Below are 16,193 nucleotides of genomic sequence, written 5' to 3'. Positions count from 1 at the left end.
GCTACATCGTCACCACGATCTTGCCGAGGTGCTTGTTGGCTTCCATGTGCTCGAACGCCTTGCCGATCTCGGCGAACGGATAGACCTTGTCGATCGGCAATTGCAGCTTGCGCGATTCCACCGCGCCCCAGATGTCCTTCCGGACTTCGTCGAAGATCTCGCGGACTTCCTCGATGGTGCGGGTACGGAAGGTGACGCCGATATAATTGATGCGGCGGGCGGCGTGCAGGTCGAAATTGAAATCGCCATGGGTGCCGCCGAGCCGGCCGACATTGACGATGCGGCCCTTGACCTTGGTGGCCTTCAGATTCTGGTTGGCGACCGGGCCCGAGACCTGGTCGACGATCAGGTCGACGCCTTCGCCGCCCGTCGCCTTCAGCACCTGATCGACCCAGCCGGGATCGCTGGAATCGACCGCGAGATCGGCGCCGAATTCCTTCAGGCGGCCGCGGCGCATCGCGTCCGTCGAGGAGCCGATCACGAGCCTGGCGCCCTTGAACTTCGCGATCTGCATCGCCATCAGCCCGACGCCGGAACTGGCGCCCTGGATCAGCACGGTCTGGCCCGGCTGCAGCGCGCCGTTGGTCACGACCGCGTTGTGCATGGTCGTGATGGCGACGGGCAGGGTGCAGGCCTCCTCGAAATTCATGTTCGAGGGAGCCCGGAACAGCCTGCGATCGTCGGCCAGGGTGTACTCGGCAAACGCCGCGCCGCCCGAGCCCATGATCTTGTCGCCGACCCTGACGCCCCTCGCGTCGGGCCCGAGCTCGGCGACTTCGCCGGCCCATTCCATGCCGAGTACGGTGCCGACGCCGCCGGCCGAGCCATGCGCGTGGCCCTTGGTCATGCCGAGGTCGGCGCGGTTGAGGCCGCAAGCCTGGACCTTGACCAGCACCTGCGTGCCCTTCGGGGTTGGCTTGGCGACATCGGTGATTGCAGCGCCGCTGGCGCCGTAGACATAGGCTTTCATGGGCTCTTCTCGTTTTTCGCCGAAAGGCCGCCACGGGGGCGGCCTCTCGGCTTGCGAAAGCTGGTTACTCGGCGGCCTGGCGCTGCGCGCCCGAGGTCATGCCTCCGAGCCGTTCGGCGATGATCGCTTCGGCATCGCGCACGATGCGCGACACCAGTTCGGCGCAGGTCGGGATGTCGTGGATCAGGCCCTGGACCTGGCCGGCGGACCAGATGCCCTCGTCGGCATCGCCGGTTGCATAGACCATCTTGCCGCGGGCGCCGGCAACGAGCTCGCGCACGTCCTCGAATTTTGCGCCTTCCTTCTCCATCGCCACCACCTTGGTCGAGATCGTGTTCCTGGCGACGCGGGAGGTGTTGCGCATGGTGCGGAAGATCAGCTCGGTCTCGCGCTCGTCATTGGCGACGATGCGCTCCTTCACGAGCTGATGGATCGGGCTTTCCCTGGTGCACATGAAGCGCGTGCCCATGTTGATGCCCTCGGCGCCGAGCGCAAGCGCGGCAACCAGGCCGCGGCCGTCGCCGAAACCGCCCGAGGCGATCATCGGTATCTTGACCTTGTCGGCGGCGGCGGGGATCAGGATCAGGCCAGGGGTGTCATCCTCGCCGGGATGGCCGGCGCACTCGAATCCGTCGATCGAGATGGCGTCGACGCCCATTCGTTCCGCCGACAGCGCGTGGCGGACGCTGGTGCATTTGTGGATGACCTTGATGCCGTGCTTCTTGAATTCGGTGACGTGTTCCTGCGGCTTGTTGCCGGCGGTCTCGACGATCTTGATGCCGGCCTCGATGATGGCCTGGCGGTATTCGGCGTAGGGCGGCGGCTTGATCGCGGGAAGGATGGTCAGGTTGACGCCGAACGGCTTGTCGGTCTGGTCGCGGCAGCGCGCGATTTCCCTGGTCAGATCTTCCGGCGTCGGCTGCGTCAGCGCGGTGATCAGCCCGAGCGCGCCGGCATTGGCGACCGCTGCCACCAGCTCGGCGCGGCCGACCCATTGCATGCCGCCCTGGACGATCGGGTGCTCGACGCCGACGAGCTCGGTGAATCGCGTCTTGATCATGTCTGCCCTCTGTTTCCCCCGGCACGGCCGCAAGCACCCGCGCACGCCATGTTGTGAGATTTCGAGAGGCAGGATGCCGTCACCCCCCGCAAAAGTCCACGGGGGCAGACGGGCGTCAGGGCAACGCCATCATGCAAAAGCGGGGACTTGTTCCGCAGTGCGAACAATTCCGAATGGCGTCCGGCATTGCGAAGCTGCCGGCGTGCTGCGGACATGCCAAAGCGACGCTTTCGGCCACGAAGCGAATATGGGCTGTTGCTTGTTGATTCGTAGTGGAGGCTTCACGGTAAACTGAGACCTACCATAGCGCGATTGTGCTAGTCTAAGGGAACCAAGCTCTGCATGTGTGTGGTCCAGACGCATGCCAAAGGAATCAAAAAAGAAAAGCATCTTTACCGAGCGTGGTCGGCTGACGGCGTTGGCCGTTGCGGTGGGGTTGGTGCTGGGCATGGCGGGACCTACCTCTGCACAGTTTTTCAATTACGGTGGATTTCAGCAGCGACCGCAACCGCAACGCGGCGGCTGGTTTGGCAACCAACAACGGGGGGGCGGCTGGTTTGGCAACGACATGTTTGCGCCGTACCAGCAGCAATACGCGCCGCCGCCCCGTTCGCACAGGCGGCAAGCGACCCAGGCGGCGCGCGAGGATTTTTCCAGGGCACCGCCGCCCGAGAAGCGGAACGCCGTAGCCGAGCGCCAAATTGTTGTGCTCGGCGACTCCATGGCGGACTGGCTCGCCTACGGGCTTGAGGACGTCTATGCCGATCAGCCTGAGATAGGTGTGATCCGCAAGCACAAGACGGCCTCCGGCCTGATCCAGTATCAGCCGAAGGGCAATCCGGCCGATTGGGCCGCCGCTGCCAAAGGCATTCTCGCCACCGAAAAAGCGGACGCCATTGTCGTCATGCTTGGGCTTGACGACCGCGTCGCAATCCGCGAGCTGGCAGCCGATAAATCCGACAAAAGATCGGGGGACAAGAAGGACGCCAAGGCCAAGCCCGACGGCAAGCCTTCGGGCGAAAAACCTGCGGCGAAGCTGGATGGCGCATCCAAGGCGGCGGATCCCGAATTGCCGCCGGAAGATTCAGCCGACGACAATGATGTGCGGCGGGTCATGGAATCGGAAAAGAGCGCGGGCTCGCCGAGGGGGCTCCATGAGTTTCGTGACAAACGCTGGGTCGAACTCTACAGAGAAAAGATCGACGAGATGATCGGCATACTCAAGGCCAAGGGGGTGCCGGTGCTGTGGGTGGGTCTGCCGGCGGTACGTGGTGCCAAGGCGACCGCCGACACGGCGTTTCTGGATACGCTCTATCGCGATTCGGCCGGCAAGGCGGGCATCGCCTATGTCGATGTCTGGGACGGATTTGTCGATGAAGCCGGGCAGTTCTTGCAGCAAGGTCCCGATTTCGAAGGCCAGATCCGCCGGCTGCGCTCCTCCGATGGCGTGTACTTCACCAAGGCCGGCGCGCTCAAGCTGGCGCATTATGTCGAGCGCGAACTCAACCGGCTGTTGGCCGCGCGTTCCGCGCCGATCGTGCTGCCCACCGAACCGGCAACCCCCGACGCGAGCGCGCGGCCGGATCAGCCGGAGCCGCGTCCGCTCGCCGGGCCGATCCTTCCCCTGGTGGCCTCTTCTGTCGGTACGGATCAATTGCTCGGTGGTCCCGGGTCGCGGTCGGTGACGATCGACGCGCAGGCAGCGCGGTTCTTGATCAAAGGGGAGCCTTTGTCGGCACCCGCCGGTCGCGCCGACGATTTTGCCTGGCCGCGACGCGAAATAGGACGCGAAGGAATCAAGGGTGCGACGCCGGTGGCGTCGACATCGCTCGATGCCAACGCTCGGGCGCCGGCGGCTTCGCCAAAGCCAAAAAAGCATCGCCGCTACAGTTATTGACCCGCAGCGGCCTTGCGCGAGGTGTGAAGCTCAACCCCGCACGTCCGTTCCAACTGATTGCTGTCGCGGGATACGCCGCCCCGGGGAGGCAACAGACGTTCACCTGCCGGATAGGATGCTTCGCGGGTCTGTATCTCGGTGCGATGCAACGTAGTCGATGTCGCCGCGCGAGATACCGATGTCCGCAAGCTCGCTGTCGGTCAGGTGGCACAATCGGGTACGCACCTTATCACGGCTGCGCCACTCCAGAAGTGCATTCCAATATGTTTCGAAAGGACTGTAAACCTGCCGCTTTGCGGTTGCCGGTCCCAGCTCGGTGGTCGCGTGGATCGTGCTCATGGCGGTGTCCTGTCAGGACTGTTTCACCAGGCAAGGTTGCCGCAAGATGCGTCGGCGCGCTTAACCGGAGGCTTACATTTCCCTTACCGGCAGCTTATTCTTTCGCTTCCAGCGGGTTTAAGAGGTGACCCCGAGAAGGAATGGCAATTTGCGCTATCTCTTCGAGGATTACACGCTTGATACCGAAACGCGTGAACTGCATCGCGGGGCGGACATCGTTGCCGTCGCGCCGCAGGTATTCGACTTGCTGGACTACCTGATCAGCAATCGAGAACGTGTCGTCAGCAAAGATAATCTCATCGACGCCATCTGGAATGGGCGCTTCGTCTCGGATGCTGCGCTGACGACCCGCCTCAATGTTGTCCGGAGCACGCTCGGCGATTCTGGCGAGGAGCAGCGCCTCATCAAGACATTGCCGCGGAAGGGGTTCCGTTTCATTGGGCCGGTACGGGAAGAGGGGAGAAAAAGCCCGGCAGTCCCTGGCCACAGGGTAGAATCGGAAAAACTGACGCTCGCGCTTCCCGATAAGCCCTCTATCGCCGTACTGCCGTTCGAGAACATGAGCGGCGATCCCGAGCAGGAGTATTTTGCGGACGGGATGGTGGAGGAAATCGTTACGGCGCTTTCTCGAAACAAGCAGCTTTTTGTCATTGCCCGGAACTCCAGTTTCGCGTTCAGGGGCAGGTCTGTCGAGATCAAGCAAGTGGCTCGGGATTTAGGTGTTCGATACATTCTCGAGGGGAGCGTCCGGAAATCCGGGAGTCGCGTCAGAATAACGGGTCAGTTGATAGATGCGGCTTCCGGCATGCATCTCTGGGCTGACAGGTATGACGGAGCACTGGAGGACGTCTTTGAGCTGCAGGATCAAGTAGCTTCCAGCGTGGTTGGCGCAATCGCCCCTAGCGTGAGCCAAGCTGAAATGGAACGTGCCAAACGAAAGCCCACCGACAATCTCGATGCGTACGACTACTATCTGCGCGCGGAGGCCGCGCATTTCGAATATACAAAGGACGCCACGGATCGAGCAGTTGATCTCTACGAGCTGGCTATTGTGTTGGACCCGCAGTTTGCGCTTGCTAACGCAGCACTGGCGGTGACGATGAGCACTCGCAAAGCCTGGGGGTGGAGTGCCGATCCAGAAGCCGACAAATCTCTAGCCATCACGTACGCCAAAACCGCTTTACGTCTGGGGAGGCAAGACGCGTTGGTATTGGCGCGATCAGCACTTGTTCTGACGTTTAACAGCGATGAAGTCGAACTGGCCGACAGTCTTTTGGATGAAGCAATTCGCCTCGATCCTAACGGGATGTCGGGATGGATGTGGGGTGGATGGACCAAATCGATTTTGGGCGACCACAGAACAGCAATTGACTACCATCAGCGCGCATTGAGACTAAGCCCGCTGGATGTCCGCATCATTTTCGCACACGAAGGGCTGGCTTTCGCTCACTTCTTTCTTGGGAACTATGAGGAGGCGCTTAGGTGCGCTGCCGATGTGTTGTGTCATCACCCAACTTATGTGCAGGGCCTGCGCATAACGATGGCTTGTCATGCAATGTTGGGCGACACAGAAGCTGCACAAAAGCTGTGGCAGCAAGTTGCTGTGCTCTCTCCATGTGATCGCGTGTCCGCGACACGGAAGCGATCTCGGTGGAAAGATCAGGACGTTGCGAGGTTAGAAGAAGCCTATCGCCTCGCCGGAATGTTGGAATGATAGTGGCCCGTTGACTTGCCGTCACAGGAGAGGGGCGCTCGATCACCGCGCCGGGCGCGGTGATGCCGGTGGTGGCTTTAGGCCGATATAGCCTCGACGCTCTCGTTCAGCCTCTGATTGACGATCCGGACCGTGCGGTCGATCTCGGCATTGGGTACGCCGAGCTGATGCGAGATCAGCTTCACCAGCAGGTCGACGCGCTCGATGAACGTCGCGCCGCCGGCGACCGCCCGGGCTGCCGAGGAGGGCCTGAGCAGGCTTTCGGCCGCCTTGGCGTATTTCTCGAAAGGCACCTGGTCCCCGGGATCGGCGCCGAGTCGCTGGGCGAGGGCATCGACATGGTCATAGATCGACTGCGAGAGATGGATGTCGCCATGCACGGCGTCGCGGATCGAGCGCGGCTCGTGCGGGGTGATGCAGCGGTAATTGCCCGTCAGCAGCATCGACCATTTCGCCAGCGGGACGAACATCGAATCGAACACCTTGAGCTTTACCGGAACGTCCTGTCCATCCAGCTTCACCGCATCGATGTCGGCTTCCAGTTCCCGAAGCAGCAGATTGTGCTTCCCGTCGGCAAACGACGCGGCCTTGAAGTTTGTCGGCAGGCCGACGTGAAGAACATTCGCCGCTTCCTCCGGCGGACGGAAGGCCTGCGGATCAGGCGAGCAGAGCGACACCAGGCCCGGCTCGAAGCGATCCCATACCGCGGCGTTGGTGTAGGCCTTCTCCAGATCCATTTCCGCCAGCGCCGGAATCCGCTTGAGATAGGGCAAAGGCGGCATGTTCATGATCGAAAGGCACGGCAGCTTCGCCTCGGCGATCTTGATCAGCAGAAGCCGCATCGTGGGGGCGGCGTATTGCGGTTCCTGCATCGCGAGACCAACCAGATCGTAGCGGAAAGGATCGACGTCGGCGGGCTCGACCGCGTCGAGGATTCCGGGCAGGCCGCGCGAGAAGATCGGCCGGTGGGTCGCCTCGTCGCGCAGCTTGATGCGAACCTCGGTGCCGTCGCGATTGATGAGCTCTGCCGTCTGCCTGCGGCAAACCAGGGTCACGTTGTGACCCGCCATCAGGAGCTTTGTCGCCAGCAGTGAGCCATACGAGGCTCCAAGGATCAGAATGTTACGCGCCATGCGCCCTCCCACAGATGATGTTGTCCGGCGCGCGTCATCGCGCCGGCGCAGTTGCGAGCGCCTGCTTTGCGACAGGAATTAAATTGAATATGCGGAGCGATGCCGTCCGGCCCGGGCGCGCTCCCCGGAGCCGGCGGCGTTCGAGGCGACCGCTCAGGCGGCGTACACGGTCTCTTTCGCGGTGGCCTCTTCATCGAATGCGGTGGAAATATCGCGCATGCTGACGACGCCGATCAGGCTGTAATTGTCGATGACGGGGAGGTGGCGGATGTGCTCGCGGTTCATCACGCGACGAACCTGCTCGAGCGTATCTGATGGCTTGCAGGAGATGAGCTGCTGCACGGAGACGAACTGCGAGACCTTCAGGTTGGCGCCGGCCGCGCCATATTGCGCAATCGCGCGCACCACGTCGCGCTCGGTGAACATGCCCACCGGCGTGTTGCCCTCGGTGCGGACAACGTCCTTGACGACCAGCGCGCTGATATTGCCGGAGCGCATCAGTTGCGCGGCAATGGCGACGGTCTCGTTCATGCGAACCGTTGCGACACGGGCGGCTTTCTTGCGCAGGATATCTCCGACTTGCATGGCAACCTCCTTGGGGTGAATTATTAAGCGCAAGTCTGGTATACATAATGCCATATGTCAACACGTCAGATCAAATCTGTCGGAAAAAATGGAGATAAACCGGCAGTATTACTGACGTTTCTGACCTCGCGCCCGGGACATGTCGGGAGTAGGGATGCGGAATCCAACGATCATAAATCCGATCAGGTATACCAGTTGCGTAAAAGAAAACGCGCCCACCCCGAGGGATGAGCGCGTGTCTTTCGATGCGTGATTTGTGGGTCAGGCCGCCAATTGTGACTTCCCGACCACCACCTTGCGCCAGGGCTTGAGCACCGCGATCGCCAGCAGCGAGGCCAGGATATTCGCGCCGGCCGCGACGATGAACACGCTGTCCCACGTTCCCGAAGACTGCTGCATGTAGTTGGCAACCGGCACCAGCAGCGCCGCGGTGCCCTTTGCCGTGTAGAGCAGGCCGGCATTGGTGGTCGCGAACTTCGCGCCGAAGGTATCGGTGCAGGTCGAGGGGAAGAGCGAGTAGATCTCGCCCCAGGCGAAGAACACGAAGCCCGACAGCAACACGAACCACACGGGATCGTGGCCCAGCATGTAAAGGCCCCAGATGCCGACGCCTTCCATGCCGAACGCGATGAACATGGTGTTCTCGCGGCCGATCATGTCCGAGATCCAGCCGAAGAACGGGCGGGTCAGGCCGTTGAGGACGCGATCGATGGTGGCTGCGAACGTCACCGCGGTCATTGTCATCCCGATCAGCGTGACCGGGACGGCATCGACCTTCCAGTCGACGGCGATCGGCTTGAGGTTGGCGGTGACCATCAATCCGCCGGCGCCGACGATCACGAACATGAAATACATCAGCCAGAAGATCGGCTGACGGATCACCTCGGTCGGCTGAAAATTGCGCCGGCTCTGGATGATGTTGGCGTTCTGGGTCACAGCGGGCACCTGGCCCGATTTCGGCGCGAACAGGAAGAACGACAGCAGCACGATGACGATGCCTTGCCCGAGACCGAAATAGAGGAAGGTGGTCTGGAAGCCGGAATCCTTGATCATCGCCTGGATCGGCGCGACCGTGAGCGCGGAGCCGGCGCCGAAACCGGCGGCGGTGATGCCGGCGGCGAGGCCGCGCTTGTCGGGAAACCATTTCAGCGCATTGCCGACGCAGGTGCCGTAGACGCCACCGGCGCCGATTCCTGCGATGATCATGCCGAGATAGAAGCCGTTGAGCGATGTCGCCTGGGCATTGATGGCCCATCCGACGGCGCAGAGGATGCCGCCGACCAGGACGACGACGCGCGGGCCGTATTTATCGACGAACCATCCTTCGACCGGCACCAGCCAGGTCTCGAACAGCACGAACAACGTGAAGGCCCACTGGATCGAGGCGCGATCCCATCCGAATTTTTTCTGGATGTCGGGGACGAAGAAAGTCCAGCCGTATTGGTAATTGGCGATCATCACCATCGCGAGCACGCCGATGGCCAGTTGCGTCCAGCGATAGGTATCGCTGACGCGGGCCGCCACTGGGGCTGCCGCTCCGTGCACAGTGTCAGTCATCTTCCCTCCAAAGGCTGTTCTATCTGTTTGCCGACAGCTCAAGCGTGGAGTTTGGTATATGTAATGCCAGTAGACAAGCGGAATCTTGCCGAGTTATCACAAATCGTCTGCGTCCGCGAGATCTGCAGGCGCGAAGGAAAAGGGCCGCGCAAACGTTGCGCGGCCCTTCTTCGAAGCGGGAAAGTGTTTGATTTTACATCATTAACGGACCGCCTCAGGCGTGGGCGCCTCGCAGACGCGAATAACCCTGCTGGATCACCGACCAGAACAGCGCAATCAATCCCAGGATCATGATCGTGCTGACCAGCGTGTTGGAGAAGAAGATGCCGAGCGATCCCTGGGATCCCAGCAGCGACTGCCTGAAGGCCTCTTCCGCCTTGTCGCCGAGCACGATGGCGAGCACCAGCGGGGCGAGCGGGTAGTTGCACTTCTTGAGCAGGTAGCCGATCACGCCGAACACCAGCATCAGCACCACGTCGAATGTCGAACTGTGCACCGAATAGGCGCCGATCGCGCACAGCACGAGAATCAGCGGCGCGATGATGCTGAAGGGCACGCGCAGGATCGCCGCGAAGATCGGCACGCAGGTCAGCACGACGAGCAGGCCGACGAGATTGCCGAGATACATCGAGGCGATCAGGCCCCAGACGAATTCCTTCTGTTCGACGAACAGCATCGGGCCGGGCTGCAGGCCCCAGATCAGGAGGCCGCCGAGCAGCACGGCGGCGGTCGGTGAACCCGGCACGCCGAGCGAAAGCATCGGCAGCAGCGCCGCGGTGCCGGCGGCATGCGCCGCGGTTTCCGGCGCGACCACGCCCTCGATCTCGCCCTTGCCGAAATTGTTGCCGTTCCTGGCCACGCGCTTGGCGATGCCGTAGCTCATGAAGGATGCCGGCGTCGCACCCGCCGGCGTGATGCCCATCCAGCAGCCGATCACGCAGGAACGCAGCGAGGTGATCCAGTAGGACGGCAGCTCCTTCCAGGTCTGCAGCACCACGCGAAGATTGATCTTTGCGCTGCCGCCGCGGAAGGCGAGCCCTTCCTCCATCGTCAGCAGGATTTCGCCGATGCCGAACAGCCCGATGACGGCGATCAGGAAGTCGAAGCCGTTGAGCAGCTCGGTAATGCCGAAGGTCAGCCGCAACTGTCCGGTGATGGAATCGAGACCGACCGCGGCCAGCGCAAAACCCATCATCATCGCCGCGATGGTCTTGAACGGCGGTTCCTTGCTGAGGCCGACGAAACTGCAGAACGCCAGAAAATAGACGGCGAATTTTTCCGCAGGTCCGAATTGCAGCGCAAAGCTCGCGACCAGCGGCGCGACCAGCGTGATCATGATCACCGCGAAGAGGGCGCCCACGAAGGACGAGGTGAAGGCCGCGGTCAAGGCTTCGCCGGCCTTGCCCTTCTGCGCCATCGGATAGCCGTCGAACGTCGTCGCGACCGACCATGGCTCGCCCGGTATGTTGAAAAGAATCGAGGTGATGGCGCCGCCGAACAACGCGCCCCAATAGATGCAGGAGAGCATGATGATGGCCGACGTCGGCGGCATGCTGAAGGTCAGCGGCAACAGGATCGCCACGCCATTGGCGCCGCCCAGTCCAGGCAGCACGCCGATCAGGACGCCGAGCACAATGCCGACGAGCATCACCATGATGTTGAAGGGCTGCAGCGCTACCGCAAAGCCGTGAAAAAGATTGACGAGTTCTTCCATCGCCGTGATCCCCGCGATCCCTGCCGCTGCCAGTAGTTACAGACCGAGCCATTCTTCGACCGGCCCCTTCGGAAGCGGGACCAGGAACCAGCGCTCGAAAATGAAATAGGTGATGACCGGCATGCCGATCGCGACCGCCAGCACGGTCAGCCAGGGGTATTTGCCCAGCCGCCGCATGAACCATGCGATGAAGACCATCGAGGCGACATACAGCCCGGTGAACGGCATGGCGCCGACGTAGACCGCGGTCGGAACGACGACGCTCATGACCTGGCGAAGCTGTCCCCATTCCGCGAACAGCCCGTCATCGCCTTCGTGAAGCCCGTTCCACAGATTGATCGCGCTGGATACGACGATGATGATTCCGATGTAGAATGGAAAGAAGCCGGCGCGCGGGCCTTCTGCGCCCCAGTTGATGCCTGCCTTCAGGCTGCCGGCGATGACGATCACGCCGAAGAGCGCGATCAGAAGCGTGACCCCTGCCTCCACCAGTTTGTGGGTGGGGCCGGCGTTGCTGGAACTGCCTGTTGTCATCAAAACTCCATGCGAAGCCGGGCCTGGGGCCTGATAGGCCCGGCGTCGGTGCTGCGGTCGTCGTGAGCCGATCGTTCAGTCAGTTTCCTGCGCCAGCGAGGAAGCCCGCGTCCTTCATCAACGTCTCGTGACGCTTCTCCTCGGCTTCGACCCACTTGGCGTAATCGGCCCCGGTCAGGAAAGTCGTGTTGAACGCACCGCTCTTCATGAAGTCCTGCCACTCCGGCGTGGCGCGGACCTTCTTGAACAGCTCGACATAATATTCGACCTGGTCCTTGGTCGCTTTCGGCGACATGAAGATGCCGCGCAGCATCAGATATTCCATGTCGAGGCCCTGCGACTTGCAGGTCGGGATGTCCTTCCAGCTCTTGCCGTCCGCGATCTGCTCGTCATAGTTCATCGCATGTCCGTCGAACACGCAGAGCGGACGCAGCTTGCCGCCGCGCCACTGCGCGACCGCCTCGATCGGATTGTTGACGGACGAATCGATGTGGTTGCCGACCAACTGAACGGCCACTTCACCGCCGCCCTTGTAGGGGATATAGGTGAACTTGCTGCCGGTGGTCTTCTCGACCGCGACGGTGATGATCTGGTCTTCCTGCTTCGAGCCGGTGCCGCCCATCTTGATGGAGCCGGACGGCGCGGCCTTCACCGCGTCGATGTAGTCCTTCGCGGTCTTGTACGGCTTCTCCGCATTCACCCACAGCACGAACTCGTCGAGCGCCAGCATGGCCACCGGCGTGAGATCCTTCCAGTTGAACGGAATGCCTGTCGCGAGCGGGGTGGTGAAGAGGTTGGACAGCGTGATGATGATCTTGTGCGGATTGCCGGCCGACGTCTTGACGTCGAGGAAGCCTTCGCCGCCGGCGCCGCCCGACTTGTTGATGACGACCAGCGGCTGCTTCATCAGATTGTGCTTGGTGACGATGCCCTGGATGGTCCGCGCCATCTGGTCGGCGCCGCCGCCGGTGCCGGCGGGAACGATGAATTCGACGGGCCTCACGGGCTCCCATGCGGCGAGTGCAGGAGCCGGGATCCCGAACGCGCAAAACGCAGCGAGCACCCCCAACGCAGTATGTGCAGCATGCTTCATTTGTTTCACTCCCATCCAATTGTCGTTACGCCGGTCTGCTGCCGGCTTGGTCATTCACCCATGCGGGTTCTCGCACTCAAGACCGCTACACCGCAACGGTTCCATCGATGCAAGGATTGAAAATTCGAATTGTCGGATTGTAGGCGTGGCCTTTCGGAGCGGCATCCGCTCCTTTCGGCCAATCGTGGGAAGAGTTGTGGAAAGCAGGAAGCGGCGCGCGAAATCCGTTCGCGGCATTCGCCCCATCGACCTGACTGTCCTTCTGGACTGCACGGCCACCCCTCCCGAAAGCGCTCTTGTTCAGCCGAACGCTATGGAAGGCATCTTTGTATGCGATATGCCAGGAAGCAACTGTATAATGCTGGGGATCGTCGGCCCGGCCAATTTGTCGCAGATGGCAGTTGGAGCCGAACTTGGGTTGCAAAACGAAAAATGGCCCCGGAAGCCGGGGCCATTTGTTCAAGCCGTCGAAGGCTCGTCGTTCAACCGATCGCGTCTGGCGCGCGCAAGTCCTGTGTTTTCAGGCTCAGAGACCGAAATAGGGGAGATCGCCATTGCGCACGGCGATGCGGGCACTCTGGGTCAGCAGGCGGTCGATCAAAGCCATCAGGCGGCCGAGCAGGGAACTGGAGGGCCGGAGGCCGATGGCGGCAGTCTTGGACATGTGTGTCCCCTTTCTGAAGCAGCGGAGCGGCTCCGCTTCGTGTCTGGGGAGAAAATATGTATACCAGATGCCACGTACAACGCTCTTGTTTGCATGGCAGCAATTGGCTGGTTGCATTGCAGCAAAATTAACGGATTTGGCATTCCAGACCGAAAAGGCAGCCGGAACCCAGCGGCCTTGGTATGTCAGACGACAAGGCGGGCTTGCTACTTTGCATGGGGTTGTTTTTCAATTTTTTGGTGAGAGCCGCGACCGCGCGGCATTGCCATGCAAAAAGGGCCGCCTCGTCGGGCGGCCCTTTCGTCTCACTCAAGGCGGTGTCGCTTATTCCGCCGCCCGCTTGCGCGGCGGATCGAGGGCGCCGGAATCGTGGATGTCGGCGACTTGATGGTCCGAGAAGCCGAGCATCTGGCGCAGGATCTCGTTGCTGTGCTCGCCGAGCAAGGCGAGCGGGTCACCTCGCTCACACTGTCCGACGATTTGATCGGGTTGCCGCGATTGGACCGGCAGCGGGCATCAGCCCTCCGGCACCCCCGCCAACCGCATGCCCTCGCACTGACGTTCGCGCCCGGCAAGGTAAGCCGGATTGTCGCTCCACATGTTGCCCGCGCGCCAGCGACGCATTGTAAAATTTGGATCGAGCCCAAGTCCGGCTATCACGGCCGCTCGCGCCTCATCTATCTCCCCGCGCCGCGCGAGAACAGCCGCGAGATGGAAATGCGCGGTGGGGTAATTCCGGTTTGCCTCAAGACCCCGGCGCATCCACGCTACTGCTTCTGTGTCGGCGTTGAGCACCACCTTGGCGAAGCCGACCCATACGAGCCACTGGTGGGCATGAGTGTCACGAGGAGAAAGGCGAAGCGCCTCAATAATGTGAGTTTCGGTCTCCGCACTGCGACCAAGAAGATTTTTTGCCCACCCGATAAGGCCATGAGCGAGGGCTGAATTGCGGTCCAGCGCCAACGCATGTTCGAACTCTGCGATGCCCTGGGCCACGCGTTTCGTACATATCAGGGCGGTGCCCAGAGTGATGTGCGCTACAGCGTGGTTCGGCGCAAGGGACAGGGCCTTGGTGGAGATTGCTTCGGCTGCCGCTAAGCGCTCTGACGGGTCGTCGGTCAAAAGGGCGGCTCCCTCCGTAACATCGACCGATGCCAATCCGACCATTGCTTCGATGTTTTCGGGATCGAGTACCAAGGCTCGCTCGAAAAAGCCGCGCGCTCGTGCCGTGTATTCGGGTGTCCACCCGCGGTTCCACAATGCTCTGCCTTGGAAAACCAGATCCATCACGTCCGGGTTTGCTGAATGCTCGGCTCGCCGAGCTTCGGCCGCGACGAGTTCGGCATCTAAGGCGTTGGCGAGCCTCGATACGATTTCGTCCTGCATGTCAAAGAGGTCGGCAAGAGGCTTATCAAAGCGCTCGGCCCACAGGTGCTTGCCGGTTTCGGCGTCGATCAACTGCACGTTAACGCGCAACCGCTGGCTGCCCCGTTGCAACGAGCCCTCCAGCACATAGCGGACATTCAGTTCGCGTCCCAGTCTCTTTACGTCCACGACTTTGCCTTTGAACGTAAATGCGGTGTTGCGCGCAATCACGAACGCGCCATTGATCCGCGAAAGGTCCGTGGTCAGGCTTTCGGCCATGCCGTCCACGAAGTACTCTTGCTCGGGATCGCCGCCGATGTTTGCGAACGGTAAAACGACGATCGACAGTCGGGGAAGAGAAGGCGCCGGGGCAACTCGGCGAACATTTGCTTTCGGGCCAATCGCGTAGGTCCGGATAGGACAGCTGATGTTCTTGAGGTTTTGGTCGCCCATATCGATGAAATCAGCCGCAACCTTGCCCCGGACCTGATCGTACGCCGAGGACGAGATGCAGATGCCACCCGGCTCCGCGATGCCCTCGAGCCGAGCGGCGATGTTGACGCCATCGCCGAAGATATCGTGCGCCTCGACGATCACATCGCCAATGTTAATGCCGACACGGAAGACGAGGCGTTGGTCTTCCGTCTCTCCGGACGTGCGCTCCCGAATATTCTCCTGAAAATGCCGGGCTGCGCGAACCGCTTCGACCGCGCTGGGAAACTCGGCCAAAAAGCCGTCGCCGGTATACTTGACGACGCGGCCGCCATGTTCGGCAATCGCTGGCTCAACGACATTCGCCAGCAGGGCGGTAAGGCGTGCATGCGTGCCTTCTTCGTCATCGTGCATGAGCCGGGAATAGCCGGCTACGTCGGCGGCCACTATGGCCGCCAGTCTTCGTCCTCGCCGTGGTCGCTCTTGCTCCATGGCCGCTCCACCTGACGACCAGTGTAGGATGGATCAGACGACCGTTCCAGAGGCGCGCCCAATGCAGCAAAGCCTCATGTCCGCCTCTGCGACGTAAAGCCGCCAGTCCTGCAAAGGGATATGATCAATGGGGAAAGTCAGGGGGCCGCATCTTCGATGCAGCCTCACCGCGAGCGGGAGAGGTGCCGCGGGGCGGCCGTCGAACCGATTGAACCTGACTTCCTCTCGCCCTAACAAAAAGGCCGCCGGAACCCGGCGGCCTTTGCATTCTGGGTACAGCGGGGCTTATTCGGCCGCCTGCTTGCGCGGCGGATCGAGGGCGCCGGAATCGTGGATGTCGGCGACCTGGTGGTCAGTGAAGCCCAGTACCTGGCGCAGGATCTCGTCGGTGTGCTCGCCGAGCAGGGGCGAGCGGGTTACATCGCTCGGGCTATCCGACAGCTTGATCGGGTTGCCGACCGAGACGTATTTGCCGCGGGTCGGGTGATCGACCTCGACCACGGTGCCGGTGGCGCGCAGCGACTGGTCTTCCGCGATTTCCTTCATCGACAGGATCGGCCCGCAGGGGATGTCGTCCTTGTTGAGGATCTCCATCGCCTCGAACTTGGTCTTGGTCATCGTCCACTGTTCGATGCGGGCGAAGA

The 16,193-nt window shown here is 61.7% G+C and carries 14 protein-coding genes and 1 pseudogene; 2 read left to right on the top strand and 13 right to left on the bottom strand.

Features of this window, described 5'->3' with window-relative positions; all coding sequences use genetic code 11:
* Position 1 precedes the first annotated feature (1 nt).
* Both V7E26_RS10575 and V7E26_RS10570 read right to left on the bottom strand, forming a co-directional pair.
* Complete coding sequence (locus tag V7E26_RS10575; RefSeq protein WP_324415491.1) at positions 2-970, bottom strand: quinone oxidoreductase family protein; 969 nt, start codon at positions 968-970, stop codon at positions 2-4.
* Between the two features lie 64 nt (positions 971-1,034).
* A complete protein-coding gene (locus tag V7E26_RS10570) occupies positions 1,035-2,030 on the bottom strand; it encodes an NAD(P)H-dependent flavin oxidoreductase (RefSeq protein WP_324415489.1) in 996 nt (331 codons plus the stop codon).
* A gap of 361 nt (positions 2,031-2,391) precedes the next feature.
* On the opposite strand from V7E26_RS10570, the gene V7E26_RS10565 reads away from it, so the two are divergent.
* On the top strand, positions 2,392-3,927 hold the full coding sequence (locus V7E26_RS10565; RefSeq protein WP_324415488.1) for an SGNH/GDSL hydrolase family protein: 1,536 nt from the start codon (positions 2,392-2,394) through the stop codon (positions 3,925-3,927).
* 99 nt (positions 3,928-4,026) lie between these two features.
* On the opposite strand, the gene V7E26_RS10560 is transcribed toward V7E26_RS10565, so the two are convergent.
* Positions 4,027-4,266 (bottom strand): DUF1127 domain-containing protein, encoded by a 240-nt coding sequence (locus tag V7E26_RS10560; RefSeq protein ID WP_324415486.1) that lies wholly within the window; start codon positions 4,264-4,266, stop codon positions 4,027-4,029.
* A gap of 148 nt (positions 4,267-4,414) precedes the next feature.
* Between V7E26_RS10560 and V7E26_RS10555 the strand changes: the two genes are divergently transcribed.
* On the top strand, positions 4,415-5,980 hold the full coding sequence (locus tag V7E26_RS10555) for a winged helix-turn-helix domain-containing tetratricopeptide repeat protein (RefSeq protein WP_324415484.1): 1,566 nt from the start codon (positions 4,415-4,417) through the stop codon (positions 5,978-5,980).
* Between the two features lie 77 nt (positions 5,981-6,057).
* On the opposite strand, the gene V7E26_RS10550 is transcribed toward V7E26_RS10555, so the two are convergent.
* From V7E26_RS10550 to V7E26_RS10505, 10 genes and pseudogenes are all read right to left on the bottom strand, one after another.
* Positions 6,058-7,113: a ketopantoate reductase family protein gene (locus V7E26_RS10550; protein WP_324415482.1), complete on the bottom strand. Its 1,056-nt coding sequence runs from the start codon at positions 7,111-7,113 to the stop codon at positions 6,058-6,060.
* Between the two features lie 153 nt (positions 7,114-7,266).
* A complete protein-coding gene (locus V7E26_RS10545; protein ID WP_324415480.1) occupies positions 7,267-7,698 on the bottom strand; it encodes a CBS domain-containing protein in 432 nt (143 codons plus the stop codon).
* Positions 7,699-7,959: 261 nt separating this feature from the next.
* Complete coding sequence (oxlT, locus tag V7E26_RS10540; RefSeq protein WP_324415478.1) at positions 7,960-9,255, bottom strand: oxalate/formate MFS antiporter; 1,296 nt, start codon at positions 9,253-9,255, stop codon at positions 7,960-7,962.
* A 214-nt stretch (positions 9,256-9,469) separates the two neighbouring features.
* The gene (locus V7E26_RS10535; RefSeq protein ID WP_324415476.1) at positions 9,470-10,969 is read right to left on the bottom strand and encodes a tripartite tricarboxylate transporter permease; all 1,500 of its coding nucleotides are present in this window, start codon (positions 10,967-10,969) and stop codon (positions 9,470-9,472) included.
* 36 nt (positions 10,970-11,005) lie between these two features.
* Positions 11,006-11,503, bottom strand: coding sequence for a tripartite tricarboxylate transporter TctB family protein (locus V7E26_RS10530; RefSeq protein ID WP_324415474.1), 498 nt, complete (start codon positions 11,501-11,503; stop codon positions 11,006-11,008).
* A gap of 79 nt (positions 11,504-11,582) precedes the next feature.
* Complete coding sequence (locus tag V7E26_RS10525) at positions 11,583-12,596, bottom strand: Bug family tripartite tricarboxylate transporter substrate binding protein (RefSeq protein WP_324415472.1); 1,014 nt, start codon at positions 12,594-12,596, stop codon at positions 11,583-11,585.
* Positions 12,597-13,122: 526 nt separating this feature from the next.
* On the bottom strand, positions 13,123-13,260 hold the full coding sequence (locus tag V7E26_RS10520) for a hypothetical protein (protein ID WP_324415470.1): 138 nt from the start codon (positions 13,258-13,260) through the stop codon (positions 13,123-13,125).
* A 324-nt stretch (positions 13,261-13,584) separates the two neighbouring features.
* Positions 13,585-13,754, bottom strand: a pseudogene (locus V7E26_RS10515) (formyl-CoA transferase); the annotation flags it as partial.
* Between the two features lie 22 nt (positions 13,755-13,776).
* On the bottom strand, positions 13,777-15,549 hold the full coding sequence (locus tag V7E26_RS10510; RefSeq protein WP_324415469.1) for an adenylate/guanylate cyclase domain-containing protein: 1,773 nt from the start codon (positions 15,547-15,549) through the stop codon (positions 13,777-13,779).
* A 285-nt stretch (positions 15,550-15,834) separates the two neighbouring features.
* Positions 15,835-16,193: CoA transferase (locus V7E26_RS10505; protein WP_324415467.1), on the bottom strand; the 359-nt coding region annotated here is incomplete at its 5' end.

The organism is Bradyrhizobium sp. (genome assembly GCF_036735945.1).
Taxonomy (GTDB): Bacteria; Pseudomonadota; Alphaproteobacteria; order Rhizobiales; family Xanthobacteraceae; genus Bradyrhizobium.
The sequence above is the reverse complement of the archived record's forward strand: the minus strand, read 5'-3'. Positions and strand labels throughout refer to the sequence as shown.